The following is a 17,996-nucleotide window of genomic DNA, read 5'->3' on the forward strand; positions in this document are numbered from 1 at the left end:
CGTAACCTTTTGGAAGGTTCGGTGCCGATTGCATGGCACCACAGACGAGCCAGGCGCGTCGATCGGTTGCGCGGGCTTGGGTTTGCCCATCGCCGGCCCGATAATGGGCGGATGGATATCAGCACCGACAACCCCGATCACGGCTTTCAGTTTCCCGGCACCTTCGAGCTCAGCGCCATGGGCACGGCTGAGCGTGGGCTGGAAACCGAGCTTCCGCGCCTGCTTGCCGCCACCGGCGTGGAGCTGCTGCAGGAGAGCGTGAGCTGGAAGCATTCTTCCAGCGGAAAGTATGTCTCGGTCAAGATTGGCTTCCGTGCCCAAAGCCGCGAGCAGTTCGAGGCCGCGCACCAGGCGCTGCGCGATCATCCGGAAGTGAAGTGGACGCTGTAGCGGCCGAGCCTGTGAGCAGCTCCATGGCTGGCCTGCCTGCGCAATTGCGCGACCTCGGCCAGCAAGACTACGCGCCTGTGTGGCGTGCAATGCAGCGTTTCACCGATGCGCGCGAAGAGTACACCGCCGATGAGATCTGGGTGGTCGAGCATGCGCCGGTGTTTACGTTGGGTCAGGCGGGCAAACCCGAACATGTCCTGGCACCGGGCGAGATCCCGGTGCTACAGGTCGACCGCGGCGGGCAGGTCACGTATCACGGCCCTGGCCAATTGGTGGTGTACCCGCTGCTGGACCTGCGCCGGCTGAAGATCGGCGTGCGCGATTACGTGTGCAAGATCGAACAGGCGCTGATCGATACGCTGGACGAGTGGAACATCGTGGCCGAGCGCCGCGACGGTGCTCCTGGCGTGTATGTGGGCGGGGCCAAGATCGCCGCGCTTGGGATCCGCGTGCGGCGTGGCTGCACCTTCCATGGGTTGTCGTTCAACGTTGCGATGGACCTGCAACCGTTCCACCGCATCAACCCGTGTGGCTACCAGGGTCTGCAGGTGACCTCGGTGCTAGACTTGGGCGGCCCCTCCGGGATGGACGCCGTCAAGGCGGTGCTGCTCGACCAGCTGGCGCGCCAGTTCGGCCTCGTGCTGCAGCCCACTTCCGCATTGCCCGACCTTTCGCTTCCGGCCTGAGCGCCCCGTATCGTCATGACCCAGCCTATCGCCCGTTCCATTCCCTTGCAGGTCGTCTCCGGCGACACCGCCGCGCCTGCGCCGCTGCAGACTGGCGTCAAGCAGATCGGTGGCGACAAGATCAACCGCTCGCCGGTGCAGTTCGTGGATGCGCCGGTGCTGCGGAAACCGTCGTGGATCCGGGTGCGGATTCCGTCTGGCAATGCGGTACAGAACCTCAAGGCCAAGCTGCGCGAAAACCGCCTGGTCACGGTGTGCGAAGAAGCCAGCTGCCCGAACATCCACGAGTGCTTCAGCCACGGCACCGCGACCTTCATGATTTTGGGCGAGGTGTGCACGCGGCGCTGCTCGTTCTGCGACGTGGCGCATGGCCGGCCAAAGCCGCCCGACGCGAGCGAACCTGCCAGCCTGGCCGCCACCGTTGCCGACATGGGCCTGAAGTATGTGGTGGTGACCAGCGTGGATCGCGACGACCTGCGCGACGGTGGCGCGCAGCATTTCGTCGACTGCATCTCGGCGATCCGGACCAGCTCGCCCAACACGCGTATCGAAATCCTGACCCCGGATTTCCGCGGCAAGGGCCGCATGGACCGCGCGCTGGAGATCCTGGCGCTGAGCCAGCCGGACGTGTTCAACCACAACATCGAAACCGTGCCGGACCTCTACCCGAATGTGCGCCCCGGCGCGGACTACCAGTGGTCGCTGACGCTGTTGCAGCGCTTCAAGGCGCAGCATCCGTCCATCGCCACCAAGTCCGGCATCATGCTGGGCCTGGGCGAGACGATGGAGCAGGTGCAGGCCACGCTGCGCGACCTGCGCGCGCACGATGTGGACATGATCACCATCGGCCAGTATTTGCAGCCGACGCCGCACCATCATCCGGTGATGCGTTACTGGACGCCGGAGGAATACAAGGCGCTGGAAGACTACGGCAACGCGCTGGGCTTCAGTCATGTTGCCTCCGGCCCGATGGTGCGTTCCTCGTACCACGCCGATCGTCAGGCCGCAGGCGCCGGCGTCGCCGCCTGAGTCGGCAATAGGCGATCGGACGAGTGCCGCGGCGGGTGGGCACCGGTGCCCGCAGCAGCACCGCGATGCTGGTGCGCTCAATGCCGGCCGGTCTCGCGTGTTGCCAGTAGAGCACTGACTCGACAAGTCGCGACGTTCTTCGGCCGGCCATCGCAATGCCGATCGACGACAGCCCCGTGCATCGCGCGGGGCTGTCGCCGTCTCTGGCCCGTGCGGCGTGCAGCCGCAAGGTACGGTCTCGTTCACAATCCGCTACGGGCCCGGCGCTAGGCTGATTCAGCCAGCGGATGACAACGCCAGCAACTTTCGGCACTGTCATGCTGTCTGATCCGTTCACCGCCTCTCTTTCGTCGGCCCCGTGCCGAGAGCCATTCGATGACCTACAACGTTTCTTCGTGCATGAAGGCCGGCCTGCTGGCGCTGGTGTTGACCACTCCGATGGCTTTGCTCGCACGCGCCGACACTGCGCTGCCGGCCGCTGCCACGCCCGATCAGGCGACGGCCACCAAACTCGTGTACGGCCTGCTCTCCGACAGCCGCTATGCCTACCGGCCGCGCACGCTGGACGAGGCGATGTCCAAGGACGTGTTCAAGCGCTATCTGGAAACGCTGGATGGCGGCAAACAGTTCTTCACCCAGGCCGATATCGACAGCTTCGCGCCCCTCCAGGCCGGTGTTGGCGACGCGTTGCGCGGCGGCAACCTGGAGCCGGCGTTCCAGGTGTTCTCGGTCTACAAGAAGCGCGTCGATCAGCGCGTCAAGTACGCGCGCGACCTGCTCAAGCAGGACTTCGATTTCAGCGGTAACGACAAGTTCGAGTACGACCGCAAGGACGTGCCGTGGGCTGCAGACGACAAGCAGTTGGACGTGCTGTGGCGCCAGTCGGTGATGAACGATTGGCTGCGCCTGAAACTGGCCGGCAAGAAGCCCGACGACATCCGCAAGACGCTGGACAAGCGGTATGTGGCGCTGGCCGATTCGGTCAAGCAGCTCAAGGGCGAAGACGTGTTCCAGTTCTTCGTCAACGCCTACACCAACGCCGTCGACCCGCACACCGATTACTTCACCCCGCGCACTGCCGAGACGTTCAACCAGCAGATGTCGCTGTCGTTGGAAGGCATTGGCGCGCAGCTGCAGAAACAGGACGACATGGTGGTGATCCGCGAGGTGATCCCGGGCGGTCCGGCGGCGGTGGATGGCACGCTCAAGCCGGGCGATCGCATCGTCGGCGTTGGGCAGGCCAAGAGTGGCGCGATCGAAGATGTGATCGGCTGGCGCATCGACGACGTGGTGGCCAAGATCCGCGGCAGCAAGGATACCCAGGTGCGCCTGGAGTACATCCCGGCCGAGTCGGGCATCGATGGCAAGCACCGCACGGTGACCCTGACCCGTCAGAAGGTGCGTCTGGCCGAGCAGGCTGCCAAGGGCGAAACCATCACCTTGCCGGCCACCGGCAGCGAGCCGCAGCGCCGCATCGGCATCATCAAGCTGCCGGGCTTCTACCAGGATTTCGAAGGCCGCCGTCGCAATGCAGCCGACTACGCCTCGGCCACGCGCGACGTCGCCAAGCTGCTGGCCGGCTTCAAGACCGACAAGGTCGATGGCGTGGTGCTGGACCTGCGCAACAACGGCGGTGGTTCGCTCGACGAGGCGATCGAACTGACCGGCTTGTTCATCGAGCAGGGGCCGGTCGTGCAGGTCCGCGAATCCGGCGGCCGCGTCACCGTCAATGGCGACAGCGACCCCAAGGTCGCCTGGGACGGCCCGCTGGCTGTCTTGATCAACCGCGGCTCGGCGTCGGCATCGGAGATCTTTGCCGGTGCGATCCAGGATTACGGCCGTGGTCTGGTGATCGGCGAAACCAGCTTCGGCAAGGGCACCGTGCAGAACATCGTCGACCTGGATCGTTGGCCTGCTGCCGAAGGGCAGCGGTATGGGCAGGTCAAGCTGACGATCGCGCAGTTCTTCCGCGTCAGCGGCTCCAGCACCCAGCACAAGGGTGTGGTGCCGGATATCGCCTTCCCGGCCAGCGTGGATGCCACCGAGTTCGGTGAGAGCACCTACGACAATGCATTGCCGTGGACGCGTATCGCCGCTGCCCCGCATACCCAGTACGGCAACTTCGCAGCATTGCTGCCCAAGTTGCAGGCCCTGCACACTGCGCGCATTGCCAGCGACAAGGAGTTCCAGTGGTGGGAAGAAGACGTCAAGCAGTTCCGCGACGAAAAGGCCAAGAAGTACATTTCGTTGAATGAGGCCGAGCGCGTTGCCGAGCGACAGAAGCAGGATCAGCAGCGCAAGGATCGCCAGCAGATTCGCAAGCAACTCGGCCTGCCGCTGGATCCGCTTGCCGAAGACAGCGACGACGGCCTGACCGGTAACGAGCGCGACATCGTCAAGGACACTGCACGCGAAAAGGCCGCCGAAAAGCGCCCGGATCCGCTTCTGCATGAATCGGCGGCCATCCTGGCAGATGCGCTGGGCTTGCTGTCGCAGGACAAGCCCTTGTCGGCGCAGGTGCTGCCGAAGTCGACCTCCCCGGGACGTTGGGCAGACTGAGCCACGCTGCCGATCGACTGCATGGACGCCACCGCTTGCCGGTGGCGTTTTCATGTTGGCAATACCGTGGCTGCTGGCAGCGTCTCAAGCGACCGCCTGCCAGCAGGCCTGCAGGCCGAGCAGCAGCAAGGTGCCGAAAAATATCCGGCGGAATGCCTCGGAAGAGATGCGGCGTCGCAGCTTCGTGCCGGCCCACACTCCCAGTGCGGTGGGCAGCAGCGCCAGCAGCGATGGCAGGCCGGCGGAGAGCGGCACCCCACCATGCCAGACCAGCGCCGCCGCCAGCGCAAGCGTTGCCGTGCCGAAGCACGCGGCCAGTGCGCGGATCAACAGGTCGCGTGGCAGGCCAAGTGCAGACAGGTACGGCACCACCGGGAGGACCAGCACGCCGGTGGCGCCATTGAGCAGGCCACCGACCAGGCCGATCAGCGGGCTGCCCCAGCGCTCGTGACGTGGCGGCAGGGTCCATTGCCGGCGGGCAAGCCCAAGCAGGGCATAGGCGACCAGCAGGACCCCAAGCGCGCCGCGCAGGTAGCGCGGATGACCGCCAATCATCAATCCGGCACTGAACCAGGTGCCCACCACCACCATGGCCAGCACCGGCCACAGACGTCGCAACAGCAGGGTCGCAGCTGGCCCCCAGGCCTGCTGCAGGTTCGTCACCAACGAAGGCAGCACCAGCAGCGCGGCGGCTTGGCTGGGCGGCAGCCACAGTCCCAACAGGCCCATTGCCACGGTTGGCAGCCCCATGCCGGCGACGCCTTTGACCGCGCCGGCAAGCAGGAACACAGCGGCGACCATGCCAAGTTGCGAAACGTCTTCATTCATGGCGGTCAGGATCGGTGCGGCAGCGGTGTCCGGCAAGCTGTCTTTGTTTGAGGCAGACTTCGGCCACGCCGAAGGCTGGAGGTGCAGATGCAGGTGGAATTCACCGACTTGCGGATCTTTGTTGCGGTGGCCGACACCGGCAGCATCACTGCCGGCGCCGACCGCGTGGCGCTGTCGCTGGCGGCTACCAGTGCGCGTATTCGCGCGCTGGAGCTGCAGATCGGCGCGGCCCTGTTCGAGCGTGGTCGGCGAGGCGTGACGCTCACCGCTGCCGGCCAGGTCCTGCTGCGGCATGCACGGGCATTGGCACGCCAGGAACAGGCCATGCGCAGCGAGCTTGGCGATTACGGACTCGGTGGACAGGTCACCCTGCGATTGGCTGCGAACACCGCCGCACTCTCCGAATGGCTACCCGAGTGCGTTGCGGATTTTTTGCTGGCCCATCCGCGGGTGGACCTGACCCTGGCCGAATGGGGCAGCGAGGAGGCTGCCGATGCCGTGCGCGATGAACGTGCCGACCTTGCCGTGGTGGCCGGGCATGCCGACTTCACCGGCCTGCAACGGCGTCCGTTCCGACAGGATCGCCTGGTGGTCGCGGTGGCCGCCAGCCATCCGCTTGCCGGCGCAGGCAGCCTGCGTCTGGCCGATATCGCGCCGATGCAGTTGCTGGCGTTATCGGCCGACAACGCCTTGCAGCGCCACCTGCGGACGCATCTGGCCCGGGCCGGCGTACAGCTGCGCATCCGTGCGCGCGTGCCGGGTCTCGAAACGCTGTGCCGCATGCTGGCACGCGGCGTGGGCGTGGCCATCGTGCCGCACGCGGCGCTGGCGTGCTCCAGTGTCAGGCAGCAGCTGGCGGCGGTGCCGCTGGAGGAACCCTGGGCGCGGCGCGAGCTGTCCATCATCTGGCGCGACGCCCCCTCGGTCACCCTGCAGGCCTTGCTGGAATGGCTGCAGGCCAGCGCCACGCATGCCGGCATTCATCCGGCTTGATGACCGCAGCGCTGCGGGCATCGGGTGGCCGTGTCACAGCCGGCACGCGCCTGGCTGCCGGCCAACGGCTCTTGCACGTCCGTGTTTTCAGGGTGGCCACTCGAACTCGGCCATCACTGGGTAATGGTCCGACGGCAGAATGCCGCCGGGACGATCGTCCAGTGTCGCAAAGCGGGAAGGACGCAATCCGCGATACAGGATCCAGTCGATGCGCCGGGTCGGGTGCGTGGTGAAATCCTGGAAGGTATTTTCCGGCCCGCTGCGCTTGCTGGCCTGTGCGCGCGCATCGCGAAGTACTGCGGTCAGCGTGGGGTAGGTGATCTTGTCCGGATCGCTGTTGAAGTCGCCGGTCAGCACCACCGGGATCGTGGCAGGCAACTGCGCGATGCGCGACAGGATCAGGCGCGCGCTGCGCTCGCGGGCGGGCTCGTCCTCATCGCGATACGGAAAGTGCGTATTGAACAGGTAAAAGCGGCGTTTGTCGCTGCGGCGCTCGAACAGCGCCCACGTGGCCATGCGTGGCAGTACATTGCCCCAGGTGATGCTGCCGGCGCGTTCGGGCGTGTCGGACAGCCAGAAGTCGCCTGACTCCACCACCTCCAGGACGCGCGCGTCGTAGAACACGCCCATGTGCTCGTCGCTGTCATCGCCGCGCCGGCCCTGGCCGAACCAGCGGTAGTCGGGCAACTGTTCGGCCAGAAAGGCCGCCTGTTCGCTCACCAGTTCCTGCGTGCCGAACACATCGGGATGCGTCTGTTTGATCAAGGCGACCATGGCAGCGCGACGCACTTGCCAGCGTTTGTCGCCATCGGTATCGGCCGGCACGCGCACGTTGAACGACATGACCCGCAGTGGTGCCACCGGCGTGCCAGCCAGCGCGGGTAGGGCGATGCACGACAGTGCACCGATTGCCAGAAGGCAGCGCAGCACCTGCGCGATGGAGCGTGGCATGCAGGGAAATTCCTCGAAGAAGCAAGAGCGCCGAGTCTAGCCAGAGATGATGACCGCTGCGTCACGGCGACGATCACCGATGCACAGGCAAGCGGCCGCTTGACGCCGTCGTGCATCGGCGTAGCATTTCACCAAGCCGGCGGACAGACCGCCAGCTCACCACTCAACCGTGAGGGATTCTCATGGCAACACCGTACGACTATCTCGTGTTTATCGGGCGTTTCGAGCCCTTTCATAACGGCCACGCCGCCGTCGCCCGCCACGCGCTGGGCAAGGCGAAAAAGCTCATCGTGCTGATCGGCTCGGCCGACACGCCCCGCACCATTCGCAATCCTTGGACCGTCGCCGAACGTGCGGTGATGATCGAATCTGCGTTGCCGGGCGAAACCGCGCGGTTGCTCGTGCGCCCGCTACGCGACCATCTGTACAACGAAAGCCTGTGGATCGCCGAAGTGCAGCGGCAGGTTGCCGAAGCGGTGCACGCCGATGGCGGCACGCTGGATGCGAACATCGGCCTGATCGGCATGGACAAGGATGCCAGCAGCTACTACCTGCGTGAGTTTCCGCAGTGGCCGCTGGAGGACGTGCAACATACCGCAACGCTGTCGGCCACCGAATTGCGCCGCTATCTGTTCGAAGCCGGCGACATCGGTTTCCACGGCGGCTTGTTGATGCTGCGCGGCAATGTGCCGGCGCCCGTCTACGACATGCTGGAGGCCTTCCGGCGCAACTCGCCCAGCTACGCGCAGCTGGTGGCCGAATACCGCTTCATCGAGCAATACCGCGCCGCGTGGAAAGACGCGCCATATCCGCCGACATTCGTGACCACCGATGCGGTGGTGGTGCATTCGGGCCATGTGCTGCTGGTGCGGCGTCGCGCCGAACCGGGCAAGGGATTGTGGGCGTTGCCTGGCGGTTTCGTCGGCCAGGAGGAAGGGCTGCTGGATTGCTGCCTGCGCGAGTTGCGCGAGGAAACCCGGCTCAAGTTGCCGGTGCCGGTGCTCAAGGGCTCGTTGCGTGGCAGGCAGGTCTTCGATCATCCCGAGCGCAGTCAGCGCGGACGCACCATTACCCATGCGTTCCATTTCGAGTTTCCGGCCGGGGAGTTACCTGCGGTGCGCGGCGGCGACGATGCCGACAAGGCACGCTGGATTCCGATCGCCGAAGTGATGGCGATGGGCCCGCGCCTGTACGAAGACCACCTGCACATTCTTGAATTCTTCCTGGGCCGTGGCTGACGCGCGCAAACGACGACGTGCTGCCGCGATACCACCAGGGGCGCACATGCCGTGACCGCTTGAACCGTGACCTCCCGCCGGCGGACAGACCGCCGGTTCATTCGACGCGAAGGAGCTTCCGTCATGCATTACCTCGATAACCTGCTGCTCAACACCGATAGCTACAAGGCCAGCCACTGGCTGCAATATCCGCCCGGCACCGATGCGTCGTTTTTCTACGTCGAATCGCGCGGTGGGCTCTACGAGCAGACCGTGTTCTTCGGTCTGCAGTCGCTCCTGAAGGACGCGATCAACCGGCCGGTGACGCACGCCGACATCGACGATGCGAAACACTTGCTGGCTGCGCATGGCGAGCCGTTCAACGAGGCAGGCTGGCGCGATATCGTCGACCGGCTTGGCGGTCAGTTGCCGATCCGCATCCGCGCGGTGCCCGAGGGCGCCGTGGTGCCAACGCACAACGTGCTGATGACCATCGAGTCCACCGACGCCAAGGCGTTCTGGGTGCCGTCGTATCTGGAAACCTTGTTGCTGCGCGTGTGGTACCCGGTGACGGTGGCCACGGTGAGCTGGCAGGTGAAGCAGATCGTGCGCGACTACCTGGAGCGCACCAGCGACGATCCGGAAGGACAGCTGCCTTTCAAACTGCACGATTTTGGCGCGCGTGGCGTGTCCAGTCTTGGCTCGGCCGCATTGGGCGGTGCCGCGCATCTGGTGAATTTTCTCGGTACCGACACCTTGTCGGCGTTGCTGCTGGCGCGTGCGCATTACCACACGCCGGTGGCCGGGTATTCGATTCCCGCTGCCGAGCACAGCACCATCACCAGCTGGGGCCGCGAGCGCGAGGTGGATGCGTATCGCAACATGCTGCGGCAGTTCGCGCGCCCGGGTTCGATCGTGGCGGTGGTGTCGGACAGCTACGACATCTACCGTGCCATTCGCGAACATTGGGGCACTACCTTGCGCGAGGAAGTGATCGCCTCCGGCGCGACGGTGGTGATTCGTCCGGATTCGGGCGACCCGGTGGACGTGGTCGAGCAGTGCCTGCTGTTGCTGGACGAAGCGTTCGGCCATCAGCTCAATGGCAAGGGCTACAAGGTGCTCAACCATGTGCGGGTGATCCAGGGCGATGGCATCAACCCCACCTCGCTGCGCGCGATCCTGGAACGCATCACCGCCGCCGGCTATGCCGCCGATAACGTTGCCTTCGGCATGGGCGGTGCGTTGCTGCAGAAGGTGGACCGCGACACGCAGAAGTTTGCGTTGAAGTGCTCGGCGGTGCGCGTGGACGGGCAGTGGGTCGACGTCTACAAGGACCCGATCACCGACCAGGGCAAGCAGAGCAAGCGCGGTCGCCTGACCTTGCTGCGCAATCGCCACGATGGCAGCTACCGCAGCGCGTTGCTCGATGAGGTCGACACCTACCCGGACAGCGAAGACGCGCTGGTCACGGTGTGGGAAAACGGCGTGTCGCAACAGGAGTGGACGCTGGAGCAGGTGCGCGCGCGTGCCGACGCTGCTCGTCGCTGACGCGCGGCGCGCAGGACTCGCCATGCACGCTTCCATCGACGACATCTCCTTGTTGCCTGCTTCAGCGCTGTTGGCGCGTCTGCGCGCCGCAGCGCCCCACCTGCAGCGGCGTGTGCCGCTGCAGGACGACGCCAGTCGCTGGCATACGCTGCGCATCGGCGGGCGCACGTATCGCGCGGCGCTGCCGATCACCTTTACCCCGTATGCCTCGGTGCGGCCGTGTTCGGCGCGCTGCGGGTTCTGTTCGGAAAATCTGCGGCAGCACCGGGGCGGTCGCGCGGCAGCGACGTTGCGACCTGGGCCTGCGTATTTCCAGCAGTTGAGCTCTGTCTTGCAGTTGCTGCGCGATGTGCCGCTGTCGTATTCGTTGTCGGGTCTGGAAATGACCGACGATGCAGCGTGGCTGCAGACCTTGCTGCAGACGCTGGCAACCACGCCGAACGGCCCGCGCATCGAGCAGCGCGTGCTGTACAGCAATGGCGCAGGGCTGGCGCGTGCGGACGGTGCGCGGTTGATCGAGGCGTTGGTTGCCTTCGGGCTGTCGTGGGTCGAGCTGTCGCGTCATCATCCGTTGCAGGAGCGCAACGACGCGATCATGCGTTTCCGCCCGGATGAGCCAATCGCAGATGTGGCGACCTTCGTGCAGACGGCACGGCGGCTGGCAGCACGGTTGCCGCTGCGATTGGTCTGCATCGTGCAGCGCGGTGGCGTGGACAATGCCGACGCCATTGCGCAGTACATCGCGTGGGCGCGCAGCTGCGGCGCCAGCCAGGTGATCTTTCGGGAATTGTCGCGGTTGGACGATGCCTATCGCAGCAACGGCACGCTGCGCTACATCGGCGCGCACCGCGTCGGCGTGGACACGTTGCTGGCCGAGTGCATGCAGCAGCCCTGGTGGTCGCGCTGGCAACCCGATGGCCTCACCGAAGGCTATTACTTCTGGAATGTGCGGCTGCGCGATCGGGCGGGCTTGCAGGTGGTCTTCGAAAGCGCCGACTACGCCGCGATGCATGCGCGTCACGCGACCGGCGATCTGTACAAGCTGGTGTTCTTCGCCAACGGCCGTCTCTGTGCGGGCTGGGACCCGGACGCCGATGTTTTGTGGGAACCCATCGATGGATGAGTTCGATCAGCGCAGTTGGTGGACGCCGGTCCCGGACGATGCCGCCTGGGGGCTGCCCGACGATCTGCGCGCGGCCGACCCGCTCGGCGGGCGCGATTGTGGCTGGGTCAATCAGATGCGCCCGTTTGTGCGCCATTTCAGCCGGCCGGGCGAGCAGGTGTTCGACCCGTTCTGTGGCTTTGGCAGCAGCTTGCTGGCGGCCGCGCTGGAAGGCCGCAACGCGCATGGCATGGAAATCGATCCGGCACGCGCGCAGTTGGCACGTGCGCGTCTGCAGCGGCATGCGGTGGAGGCGCCGGTGGTGGTCGGCAGCCTGGCCGTTAACGCGCCGGCAGGGCCGATCGACCTGTGTCTGACCAACGTGCCGTATTTCGGCTGCCACTGGCGTGGCGACGTGCTGCCTGGGCAGCTTTACGCAAGCAGCGATTACGCCAGCTATCTGACCGGCATGCGTGCGGTCTTCCATGCGCTGCGCAAGCAGATGCGGCCCGACGGCGTGGGCGTGGCGATGGTGCAGAACGTGGTGGTCGGCGGCCTCGTGATCCCGCAGGCCTGGGATCTGGGCCGCATCCTGGCCAGCCTGTTCACCCTGCGCGAGGAGCGGGTGCTGTGCTATCGGCGTCCGGCCGCCGCGCTGGCGCATGCCGAGACACAGAGCAATCGCAGCCACGAATACGCGCTGATCTTTCAGCATTGTCGTGCCCGGCTGGATCTGCAGCAGGCCGCGCAATTGCTGCAGGCGGTGCAGGCACAGGGCCTGCCGGTGGTGGTGCATGGCAGCTACGCGCGCTGGCTGGCGTCGCCGACCCTGGTGCCCGACGGTCCGGCCGATCTGGACCTGATGCTGCATGGCGAACAAGCGCTGTGGGACCGCCTTACCCTCTGGCTGCAGCAACAGGGCTTCGCGTTGAGCCTGTGGGGCGAACCGTGCCGTGCGCCGGTGGCACTGGCGGTGGTGCGTGCGCACCATTACCTGCGCGCCGAGCGCATCGGTGCCGATGGCCGCCGCCTGCAGATAGACCTGCAATTGCCAGTGGATGAACCGCCGTTGCCCTGACCCGGCAACGCGACGCCGCGCGCACATGGGTTGCCGCTATGCTCTGTGCCGGTTTTGGATGCCGGAATCTCTCTATGTCTTGTTCTTCCCTGATCGCGCGCGGCGCACTGCTTGGCGCGCTGGCAACCCTGGCTGGCTGCGGCGGCAGCAAGGGCGACACGATGCTGATGCGCGAGTCGTTCAATTCCGACGACACCTATTCGCGCAGCGTGGCGGCCAGTTCGCCGCAAGCCTGCGAGGCGGCGCGGCGCGTGCTGTTGAGTCAGGGCTACGCGGTCACGCGCGCAGATGCCGCCGCGGTGGAAGGCAGCAAGAACTTCCAGCTCAAGGAAGCCGACCAGAGCGAACAACTCAATCTGCGCATTTCCTGCGCCAGCCAGGACGGCGGCAAGGCGCAGGTGTTCGTCAGTGCGTTGCAGGACCGTTACGCACTGAAGAAGAGCTCCACCTCGGCCAGCGTGGGCGTCGGCGTGCTGGGCTCGTTGTCGTTGCCGGTCGGCAGCAGCGGCGATTCGCTGGTGCGCGTATCCAGTACCACGGTGCAGGATGCGGCGTTCTACAAGCGCTTTTTCGAACGCCTGAATTCGTATCTCCCCAAGGTCACCGAAGCCGTACCTGCTGCGGTGAGTGCAGCGCCTGCGCCCGCACCTGCTCATGCGGCCACACCAGCGCCGGCAGCCGCAGTGCCCGCAACGCCTGCAGCGAACTCTTCGACGCCCGCATCGCCTGCGCCCGCTGCAGCCGCTCCCACAACGGTCGCGCAGCCGCCGGTCGCGCCATTGCCGGTCGAAGCGCAAGACCCCCCGCCAGCACCGGCGCAGGTGCCGCAAACCGAGCCCGCCACGCAGCCGTGATGGCGTGTTCACGCTTCGCGCCAAAGCCTGAATAGCCAGGTGTGCGCTTCACGTTATGTTCTCGAGCCAGCGGCCAGAGTGCGCCCATGCCTCGCCGAGCGGGCGAGAAACGTGGAGAACAACGATGAAAATGCGCACCTCCCTGTTGGGTATGTCCCTGATCGGCCTGATGGCGACGAGCACCTTCGCACAGGCTCAAAACTATTCGCATCAGCAGCGCTATACCGAAGCGGACGAGGGTCGCAGGTTCAATGACGGCACCCGCGTGCGCTGCCGCAATGTCGAAGTGCAAAAGAACTCGACCGACCCGAACCGCATCGGCGGGACGCTGGCCGGCGCTGCAATCGGTGGCCTGCTGGGCAACTAGGTTGGCGGCGGTAACGGCAAGAAGCTGGCGACCGTGGCAGGCGCCGTGGCGGGCGGTGCGGCAGGCCGCACCATCCAGGGCAATCGCCAGCAGGCCAACGGCAATCGCCAAGTCGAGCGCTTCTGCGAACGTCGCTGAGTCTGGTGCAGCGATTGAGCTGAATTGAATCCTGCGAGCCCCGGCCATGCCGGGGCTTTCTACGTTTGAGAGTGGCGTCGTGCGGACGATTTATTGCCTATGCCATCGATGAGGGTTGTCCGCGCGCAGCGCAGTGCGTCATCGCGCTCACCAGGTGCGCCGATGCCGCCACGGCATGCGCGCCTGCGCCGACTTGCTGCGCTGGTATGTGCAAGCGGCTTGCTGGCGGGGCAGCTGCTGCAGGTCGCCGACGCTGCGCCGAGCCAGACCGCCCGCGCCGCCAGCGCAGATTGCGTGGAAGCGCTGCTGCGACGGCTGGGATGGACCATCCATCGCGCCGCGGTGAGCGCGCCGTTGGTCCAGCGCGGCGCACCTTGCACGCGCGGCACGCTTGCGCAGGCGCAAGCCGCCGGCGATCTGCAGCTGACGCTTCCGGCCGATTGGGACACGCAACAGCGCGGCGCAGCGCTCACCGCCGTGCTGGACGATGCAGCCACGCACTGCGCCTATGCGTTCGAACTCGGTGCAGCCACCCGCCGCGCGGTAACGCAATTGCAGAACAACCCGCGCTACCGCTTCTCGGCGCTGCAGCTGGGCTGGGTCGGATTCGGCTGGCGTGGCGCAGCCGCGCAGGGCTGGAGCGGTTTTCGCAGTTTCGGTCGCGGGTATCAGCCGCGCGGCAGCAATGCGCAGGCGTTGGATGCGTTCTACCGTGGCCAGGTGCGTTCCGAGTGCGGCGTAGGCCGACAGGTGGCTCAGCTCGCTACCCAGCGCGAGCTGTTCGGCGATGCCGGGTTCGACGAGGTATTTACGCCTGGCGAATTGTCGATCGGCACGTTCCTGACCTTGCACAACACCGACAGCATCCTGCTCGGTGCGCATGCCGGCGAATTCTTCGCCGACGGCAAGGCGGTGAAAACCTCTCAGCTCGGGCGGCAGGCGTTCGTCGGCGCACCTGGCTTCATCGCGCATGTGTTCGATAAGTCCTACCTGGATGACATCCACAATCAGGCCGAAAATTTCGTGGTCGTGGATGTCAGCGATGCAGCCGCGCAGGCGCTGGCGCAGCATGGTGGCTTTGCGTACTACGACGCGCGCAACCAGCAGATCTGGGAGTTGGCCAAACAGTTGCGCGGGCCTGGCAAGCGCCGCTTCGAACGCCTGCTTTACGAGCGCGATGCAGCGTTGCGCGCCACGCTCGACCCACAGCAGCAGGCACAGCTGCTGCAGCTGCAGACGCTGCTGGATGACCCGTTCTACCATGGCTTTTTGGTCTATGTGCATCCAAAAGGCACCAAGCCGATCGGCTACCACGTGGCACGCCTGCTCGACCGTAACCCGCGCACGCCGTACGCCATCGACCTGACGTTGCACAATGTGCGCACCACCTTGTACTGGCGATGGATCGACTGGCAGCTGCAGCAGTGCAGCGCCGCCACCGTCGCGGAACAATCCATTGAGAATTCCGCCACGCCAGCGTACGCCGAGCGTGGCACCCTGCACTGATCAGATCATGAGGAGCGATTATGGAACTGGGTATGGTGGGACTGGGCCGCATGGGCGCCAACATGGCCGAGCGCTTGGTCAATGGTGGGCATCGCGTGCATGGCTACGATCCGGGCGCGAACGCGCGCACCAGCGCGCAAGCCAAGGGCATCGTCACCGCCGATGCGCTGGCAGCGCTGGTGTCCGCACTGCCGAGCCCGCGCGTGGTGTGGTTGATGGTGCCGGCCGGCAAGATCGTCGATGACACGCTGGCGCAGCTGCTGCCCTTGCTGCAGGCCGGCGACATCGTCATCGATGGCGGCAATTCGTACTACAAGGATTCGCAGCGGCGTGCGGCATTGCTGCAGGCCAGTGGCATCGCGTTTGTCGATTGCGGCACCAGCGGTGGCATCTGGGGTCTGCAGGAAGGCTATAGCCTGATGGTGGGTGGCGACGAAGCGGCGGTGACGGGGTTGCATCCGATCCTGGCAACGCTCGCGCCGGCGCCGGACAAGGGCTGGGGACGGGTTGGCCCGAGCGGTGCAGGCCACTTCACCAAGATGGTCCACAACGGCATCGAATACGGAATGATGCAGGCCTACGCGGAAGGCTTCGCGCTGATGCAGCACAAGGCCGATTTTGCGTTGGATCTGCACCAGGTTGCCGAAATCTGGCGCGATGGCAGCGTGGTGCGTTCGTGGCTGCTGGATCTGACGGCCGATGCGTTGACGCATAACCCGACCATGGCCGGCATCGCGCCGTTCGTGGCCGATTCTGGCGAAGGCCGCTGGACGGTTGCCGAAGCGATCGATCTGGAAGTCTCTGCACCGGTCATCACGTTGTCGCTGATGGAGCGGCTGCGCTCGCGCGACAAGGATTCGTTTACCGACAAGCTGCTCGCGGCGATGCGCAGCCAGTTCGGCGGCCACGCGGTGATGACCACGACCTCGGCAGCGCCGACGATCGGTAGCAAGGACGCGTAAGGGCTGGGATGCGATGGCTGTGCGAGCCGGATCGCGGCGCGCACTGTTGGAAGTACAGAACCGTCTCAGCGTGATCAGCCGCGCGCGGCATCCAGCCACTGCACTCGGCCGTCCGCAGCGCCGCGTTGCGCAAGGTCCACCAGCTGCATCAGCTGCACCGCATCGCTGCTGCTGACCGGCGCCGGGCCGGTGCCTGCCAGTGCGTCGCGAAAGGCGGCGTAGCACTGCCGGTAGTCGCCCGGCAGGTTATCGGGCTGATGGGTGTGGACGCGGCCTTCGTCATCGACGCGGGTGAGCGTGCCTGGTAAGGGGTCCACGCCCCAACCGACCGTGCCGGGCCGACGGCCCGCGCGCAGCTGGTCTTCCTGCGTATCCAGGCCGTGCTTGAGGTAACTGCCACGCGTGCCGTGCACGGCGAAGCGCAGGCTCCCATCGGCCACCAGCGACCCGGCGTGCAGAATCACGCGCAGCCGGGGGTAGTGCAGGGTGACATGGAAATAATCGACGCTGCGTGCCTGGTCGCGCTGACGTTGCAGATCCGCGGCAATGCCCTGCGGCATACCGAACAACTGCATCGCCTGATCGAGCAGATGCGGGCCCAGGTCGTACCACAGTCCGGCACCGGGGCTATCGCTCTCGCGCCAACGGTCGCGTACCTGCGGGCGATAGCGGTCGAAGTGCGAATGAAATTCCACCACCTCGCCCAGCTGGCCTTCTTCGATCAGCCGGCGCACGGTGAGAAAGTCCGCATCCCAGCGGCGATTCTGGAACACGCTGATGATGCGTCCCGCGGCGTTGGCGGCATCGACCATCTGTTGCGCCTGCGTCGCATCCAGCGCGAACGGCTTGTCCACCAGCACATGCTTGCCGGCGGCCAGGGCCTCCAGCGCGAAGGGCGCATGGGTATGGTTCGGGGTAGCCAGCACCACGGCATCCAGTGCGGGATCGGCCAGCGCACTGTCGAGGTCGGCCACCACGGTGACGCCGGGGAAATCGGCCTGTGGCTGTTGCGGCTTGGACGACACCACGCTGTGCAGCTGCAGGCCGGGGGTGCTTGCGATCAGCGGTGCATGAAAGGTGCGGCCGACATAGCCATAGCCGACGACGGCCAGATTGAACAGTTTAGGCATTGAAAACGGTTCATCGCAACGACGGAGGGAGCCGGCATGGTATTGCACCTGCCCGTGTGCGCAGGGTTCACAACCTCTGCATGCAACGGTCACGTCTGCTCGACGAGCGCCACCGCAAGCTGCGCCCACATTCAACAGGAGGTGCTTGGTATGAAGAACATGACGCATGCACGCAAGTTGCTGGCTCTGTCGCTGTCGCTCGGTCTGACCCTCGGCGCGTCGCAGGCATTTGCGGCACCGCAGGAACATGCCGACCACAAGGATCATGCTGCCGGCATGAACGAGTCCAAGAAGCCGGTCACCGACACCTGGATCACCACCAAGGTCAAGGCCGACCTGCTGGCCACCGACAACGTCTCCGGTACCGACGTGAAGGTCGAGACCAAGAACGGCATCGTGACCCTGACCGGTGCGGTCGCCACCCAGGCCGAGCATGACAAGGCCGTTGCCGTTGCCAAGGGCATCGAGGGCGTCAAGAGCGTCAAGTCGACCGGCCTGAAGGTCACCGCTGCGAAGAAGTAAGCGCAGCTGCTGCGAATGCCGGGCCGCCGAGGCGAGGCGGCGACCCGAGCACCAGGCGCACTCCACGGAGTGCGCCTTTTTCGTTTCGAAGAACCGTCCAGTCTGCCGATAGTCGGCAACGCGCTCGCGCCGTTTT

Annotated in this window: 16 protein-coding genes and 1 pseudogene; 14 read left to right on the forward strand and 3 right to left on the reverse strand. The window is 65.7% G+C overall.

Annotation, left to right across the window (positions count from 1 at the left end; translation table 11 throughout):
- Positions 1-111 precede the first annotated feature (111 nt).
- From F7R02_RS03475 to F7R02_RS03490, 4 genes are all read left to right on the forward strand, one after another.
- Positions 112-390, forward strand: a complete 279-nt coding sequence (locus F7R02_RS03475; protein ID WP_003482721.1) for a YbeD family protein — start codon at positions 112-114, stop codon at positions 388-390.
- On the forward strand, positions 378-1,076 hold the full coding sequence (lipB, locus tag F7R02_RS03480; protein ID WP_011050466.1) for a lipoyl(octanoyl) transferase LipB: 699 nt from the start codon (positions 378-380) through the stop codon (positions 1,074-1,076). Before F7R02_RS03475 ends, lipB begins: the two co-directional genes overlap by 13 nt.
- Positions 1,077-1,091: 15 nt before the next feature.
- Complete coding sequence (gene lipA, locus F7R02_RS03485; protein WP_078591329.1) at positions 1,092-2,105, forward strand: lipoyl synthase; 1,014 nt, start codon at positions 1,092-1,094, stop codon at positions 2,103-2,105.
- 399 nt (positions 2,106-2,504) lie between these two features.
- Complete coding sequence (locus F7R02_RS03490) at positions 2,505-4,664, forward strand: carboxy terminal-processing peptidase (protein ID WP_170912825.1); 2,160 nt, start codon at positions 2,505-2,507, stop codon at positions 4,662-4,664.
- A gap of 84 nt (positions 4,665-4,748) precedes the next feature.
- On the opposite strand, the gene F7R02_RS03495 is transcribed toward F7R02_RS03490, so the two are convergent.
- Positions 4,749-5,492, reverse strand: a complete 744-nt coding sequence (locus F7R02_RS03495; protein ID WP_078591359.1) for a sulfite exporter TauE/SafE family protein — start codon at positions 5,490-5,492, stop codon at positions 4,749-4,751.
- An 87-nt stretch (positions 5,493-5,579) separates the two neighbouring features.
- Here F7R02_RS03495 and F7R02_RS03500 point away from each other — a divergent pair, with 87 nt between their 5' ends.
- Entirely contained in the window at positions 5,580-6,485 is a 906-nt protein-coding gene (locus F7R02_RS03500) for a LysR family transcriptional regulator (RefSeq protein WP_005923630.1), read from the forward strand.
- Between the two features lie 87 nt (positions 6,486-6,572).
- Here the strand turns inward: F7R02_RS03500 and F7R02_RS03505 are convergent, their stop codons facing one another.
- On the reverse strand, positions 6,573-7,436 hold the full coding sequence (locus F7R02_RS03505; RefSeq protein ID WP_078591330.1) for an endonuclease/exonuclease/phosphatase family protein: 864 nt from the start codon (positions 7,434-7,436) through the stop codon (positions 6,573-6,575).
- A gap of 182 nt (positions 7,437-7,618) precedes the next feature.
- Here F7R02_RS03505 and F7R02_RS03510 point away from each other — a divergent pair, with 182 nt between their 5' ends.
- The 8 genes and pseudogenes from F7R02_RS03510 (at position 7,619) to gnd (ending at position 16,208) form a co-directional block, all read left to right on the forward strand.
- The gene (locus tag F7R02_RS03510) at positions 7,619-8,674 is read left to right on the forward strand and encodes a bifunctional nicotinamide-nucleotide adenylyltransferase/Nudix hydroxylase (protein ID WP_003482707.1); all 1,056 of its coding nucleotides are present in this window, start codon (positions 7,619-7,621) and stop codon (positions 8,672-8,674) included.
- A gap of 123 nt (positions 8,675-8,797) precedes the next feature.
- The gene (locus tag F7R02_RS03515) at positions 8,798-10,201 is read left to right on the forward strand and encodes a nicotinate phosphoribosyltransferase (RefSeq protein WP_078591331.1); all 1,404 of its coding nucleotides are present in this window, start codon (positions 8,798-8,800) and stop codon (positions 10,199-10,201) included.
- Between the two features lie 22 nt (positions 10,202-10,223).
- Positions 10,224-11,324, forward strand: a complete 1,101-nt coding sequence (locus F7R02_RS03520; protein ID WP_078591332.1) for a hypothetical protein — start codon at positions 10,224-10,226, stop codon at positions 11,322-11,324.
- Positions 11,317-12,381, forward strand: a complete 1,065-nt coding sequence (locus F7R02_RS03525) for a DNA methyltransferase (protein ID WP_078591333.1) — start codon at positions 11,317-11,319, stop codon at positions 12,379-12,381. The genes F7R02_RS03520 and F7R02_RS03525 overlap by 8 nt, the downstream gene beginning before the upstream one ends.
- 74 nt (positions 12,382-12,455) lie before the next feature.
- A complete protein-coding gene (locus tag F7R02_RS03530) occupies positions 12,456-13,235 on the forward strand; it encodes a DUF2242 domain-containing protein (RefSeq protein WP_033479901.1) in 780 nt (259 codons plus the stop codon).
- A gap of 124 nt (positions 13,236-13,359) precedes the next feature.
- Positions 13,360-13,740, forward strand: a pseudogene (locus F7R02_RS03535) (glycine zipper 2TM domain-containing protein).
- A 162-nt stretch (positions 13,741-13,902) separates the two neighbouring features.
- On the forward strand, positions 13,903-15,246 hold the full coding sequence (locus F7R02_RS03540; RefSeq protein ID WP_078591334.1) for a hypothetical protein: 1,344 nt from the start codon (positions 13,903-13,905) through the stop codon (positions 15,244-15,246).
- 20 nt (positions 15,247-15,266) lie between these two features.
- The gene (gene gnd, locus F7R02_RS03545; RefSeq protein ID WP_078591335.1) at positions 15,267-16,208 is read left to right on the forward strand and encodes a phosphogluconate dehydrogenase (NAD(+)-dependent, decarboxylating); all 942 of its coding nucleotides are present in this window, start codon (positions 15,267-15,269) and stop codon (positions 16,206-16,208) included.
- Between the two features lie 74 nt (positions 16,209-16,282).
- Here the strand turns inward: gnd and F7R02_RS03550 are convergent, their stop codons facing one another.
- Positions 16,283-17,338 carry an oxidoreductase gene (locus tag F7R02_RS03550; RefSeq protein WP_003482693.1) on the reverse strand — a complete coding sequence of 352 codons (1,056 nt, stop codon included), beginning with the start codon at positions 17,336-17,338 and terminating at the stop codon, positions 16,283-16,285.
- 150 nt (positions 17,339-17,488) lie between these two features.
- Between F7R02_RS03550 and F7R02_RS03555 the strand changes: the two genes are divergently transcribed.
- Complete coding sequence (locus tag F7R02_RS03555) at positions 17,489-17,860, forward strand: BON domain-containing protein (RefSeq protein ID WP_008572114.1); 372 nt, start codon at positions 17,489-17,491, stop codon at positions 17,858-17,860.
- The last annotated feature ends 136 nt before the right edge of the window (positions 17,861-17,996 follow it).

It is taken from the genome of Xanthomonas cissicola (assembly GCF_008801575.1).
In the GTDB taxonomy this organism is placed as follows: domain Bacteria; phylum Pseudomonadota; class Gammaproteobacteria; order Xanthomonadales; family Xanthomonadaceae; genus Xanthomonas; species Xanthomonas cissicola.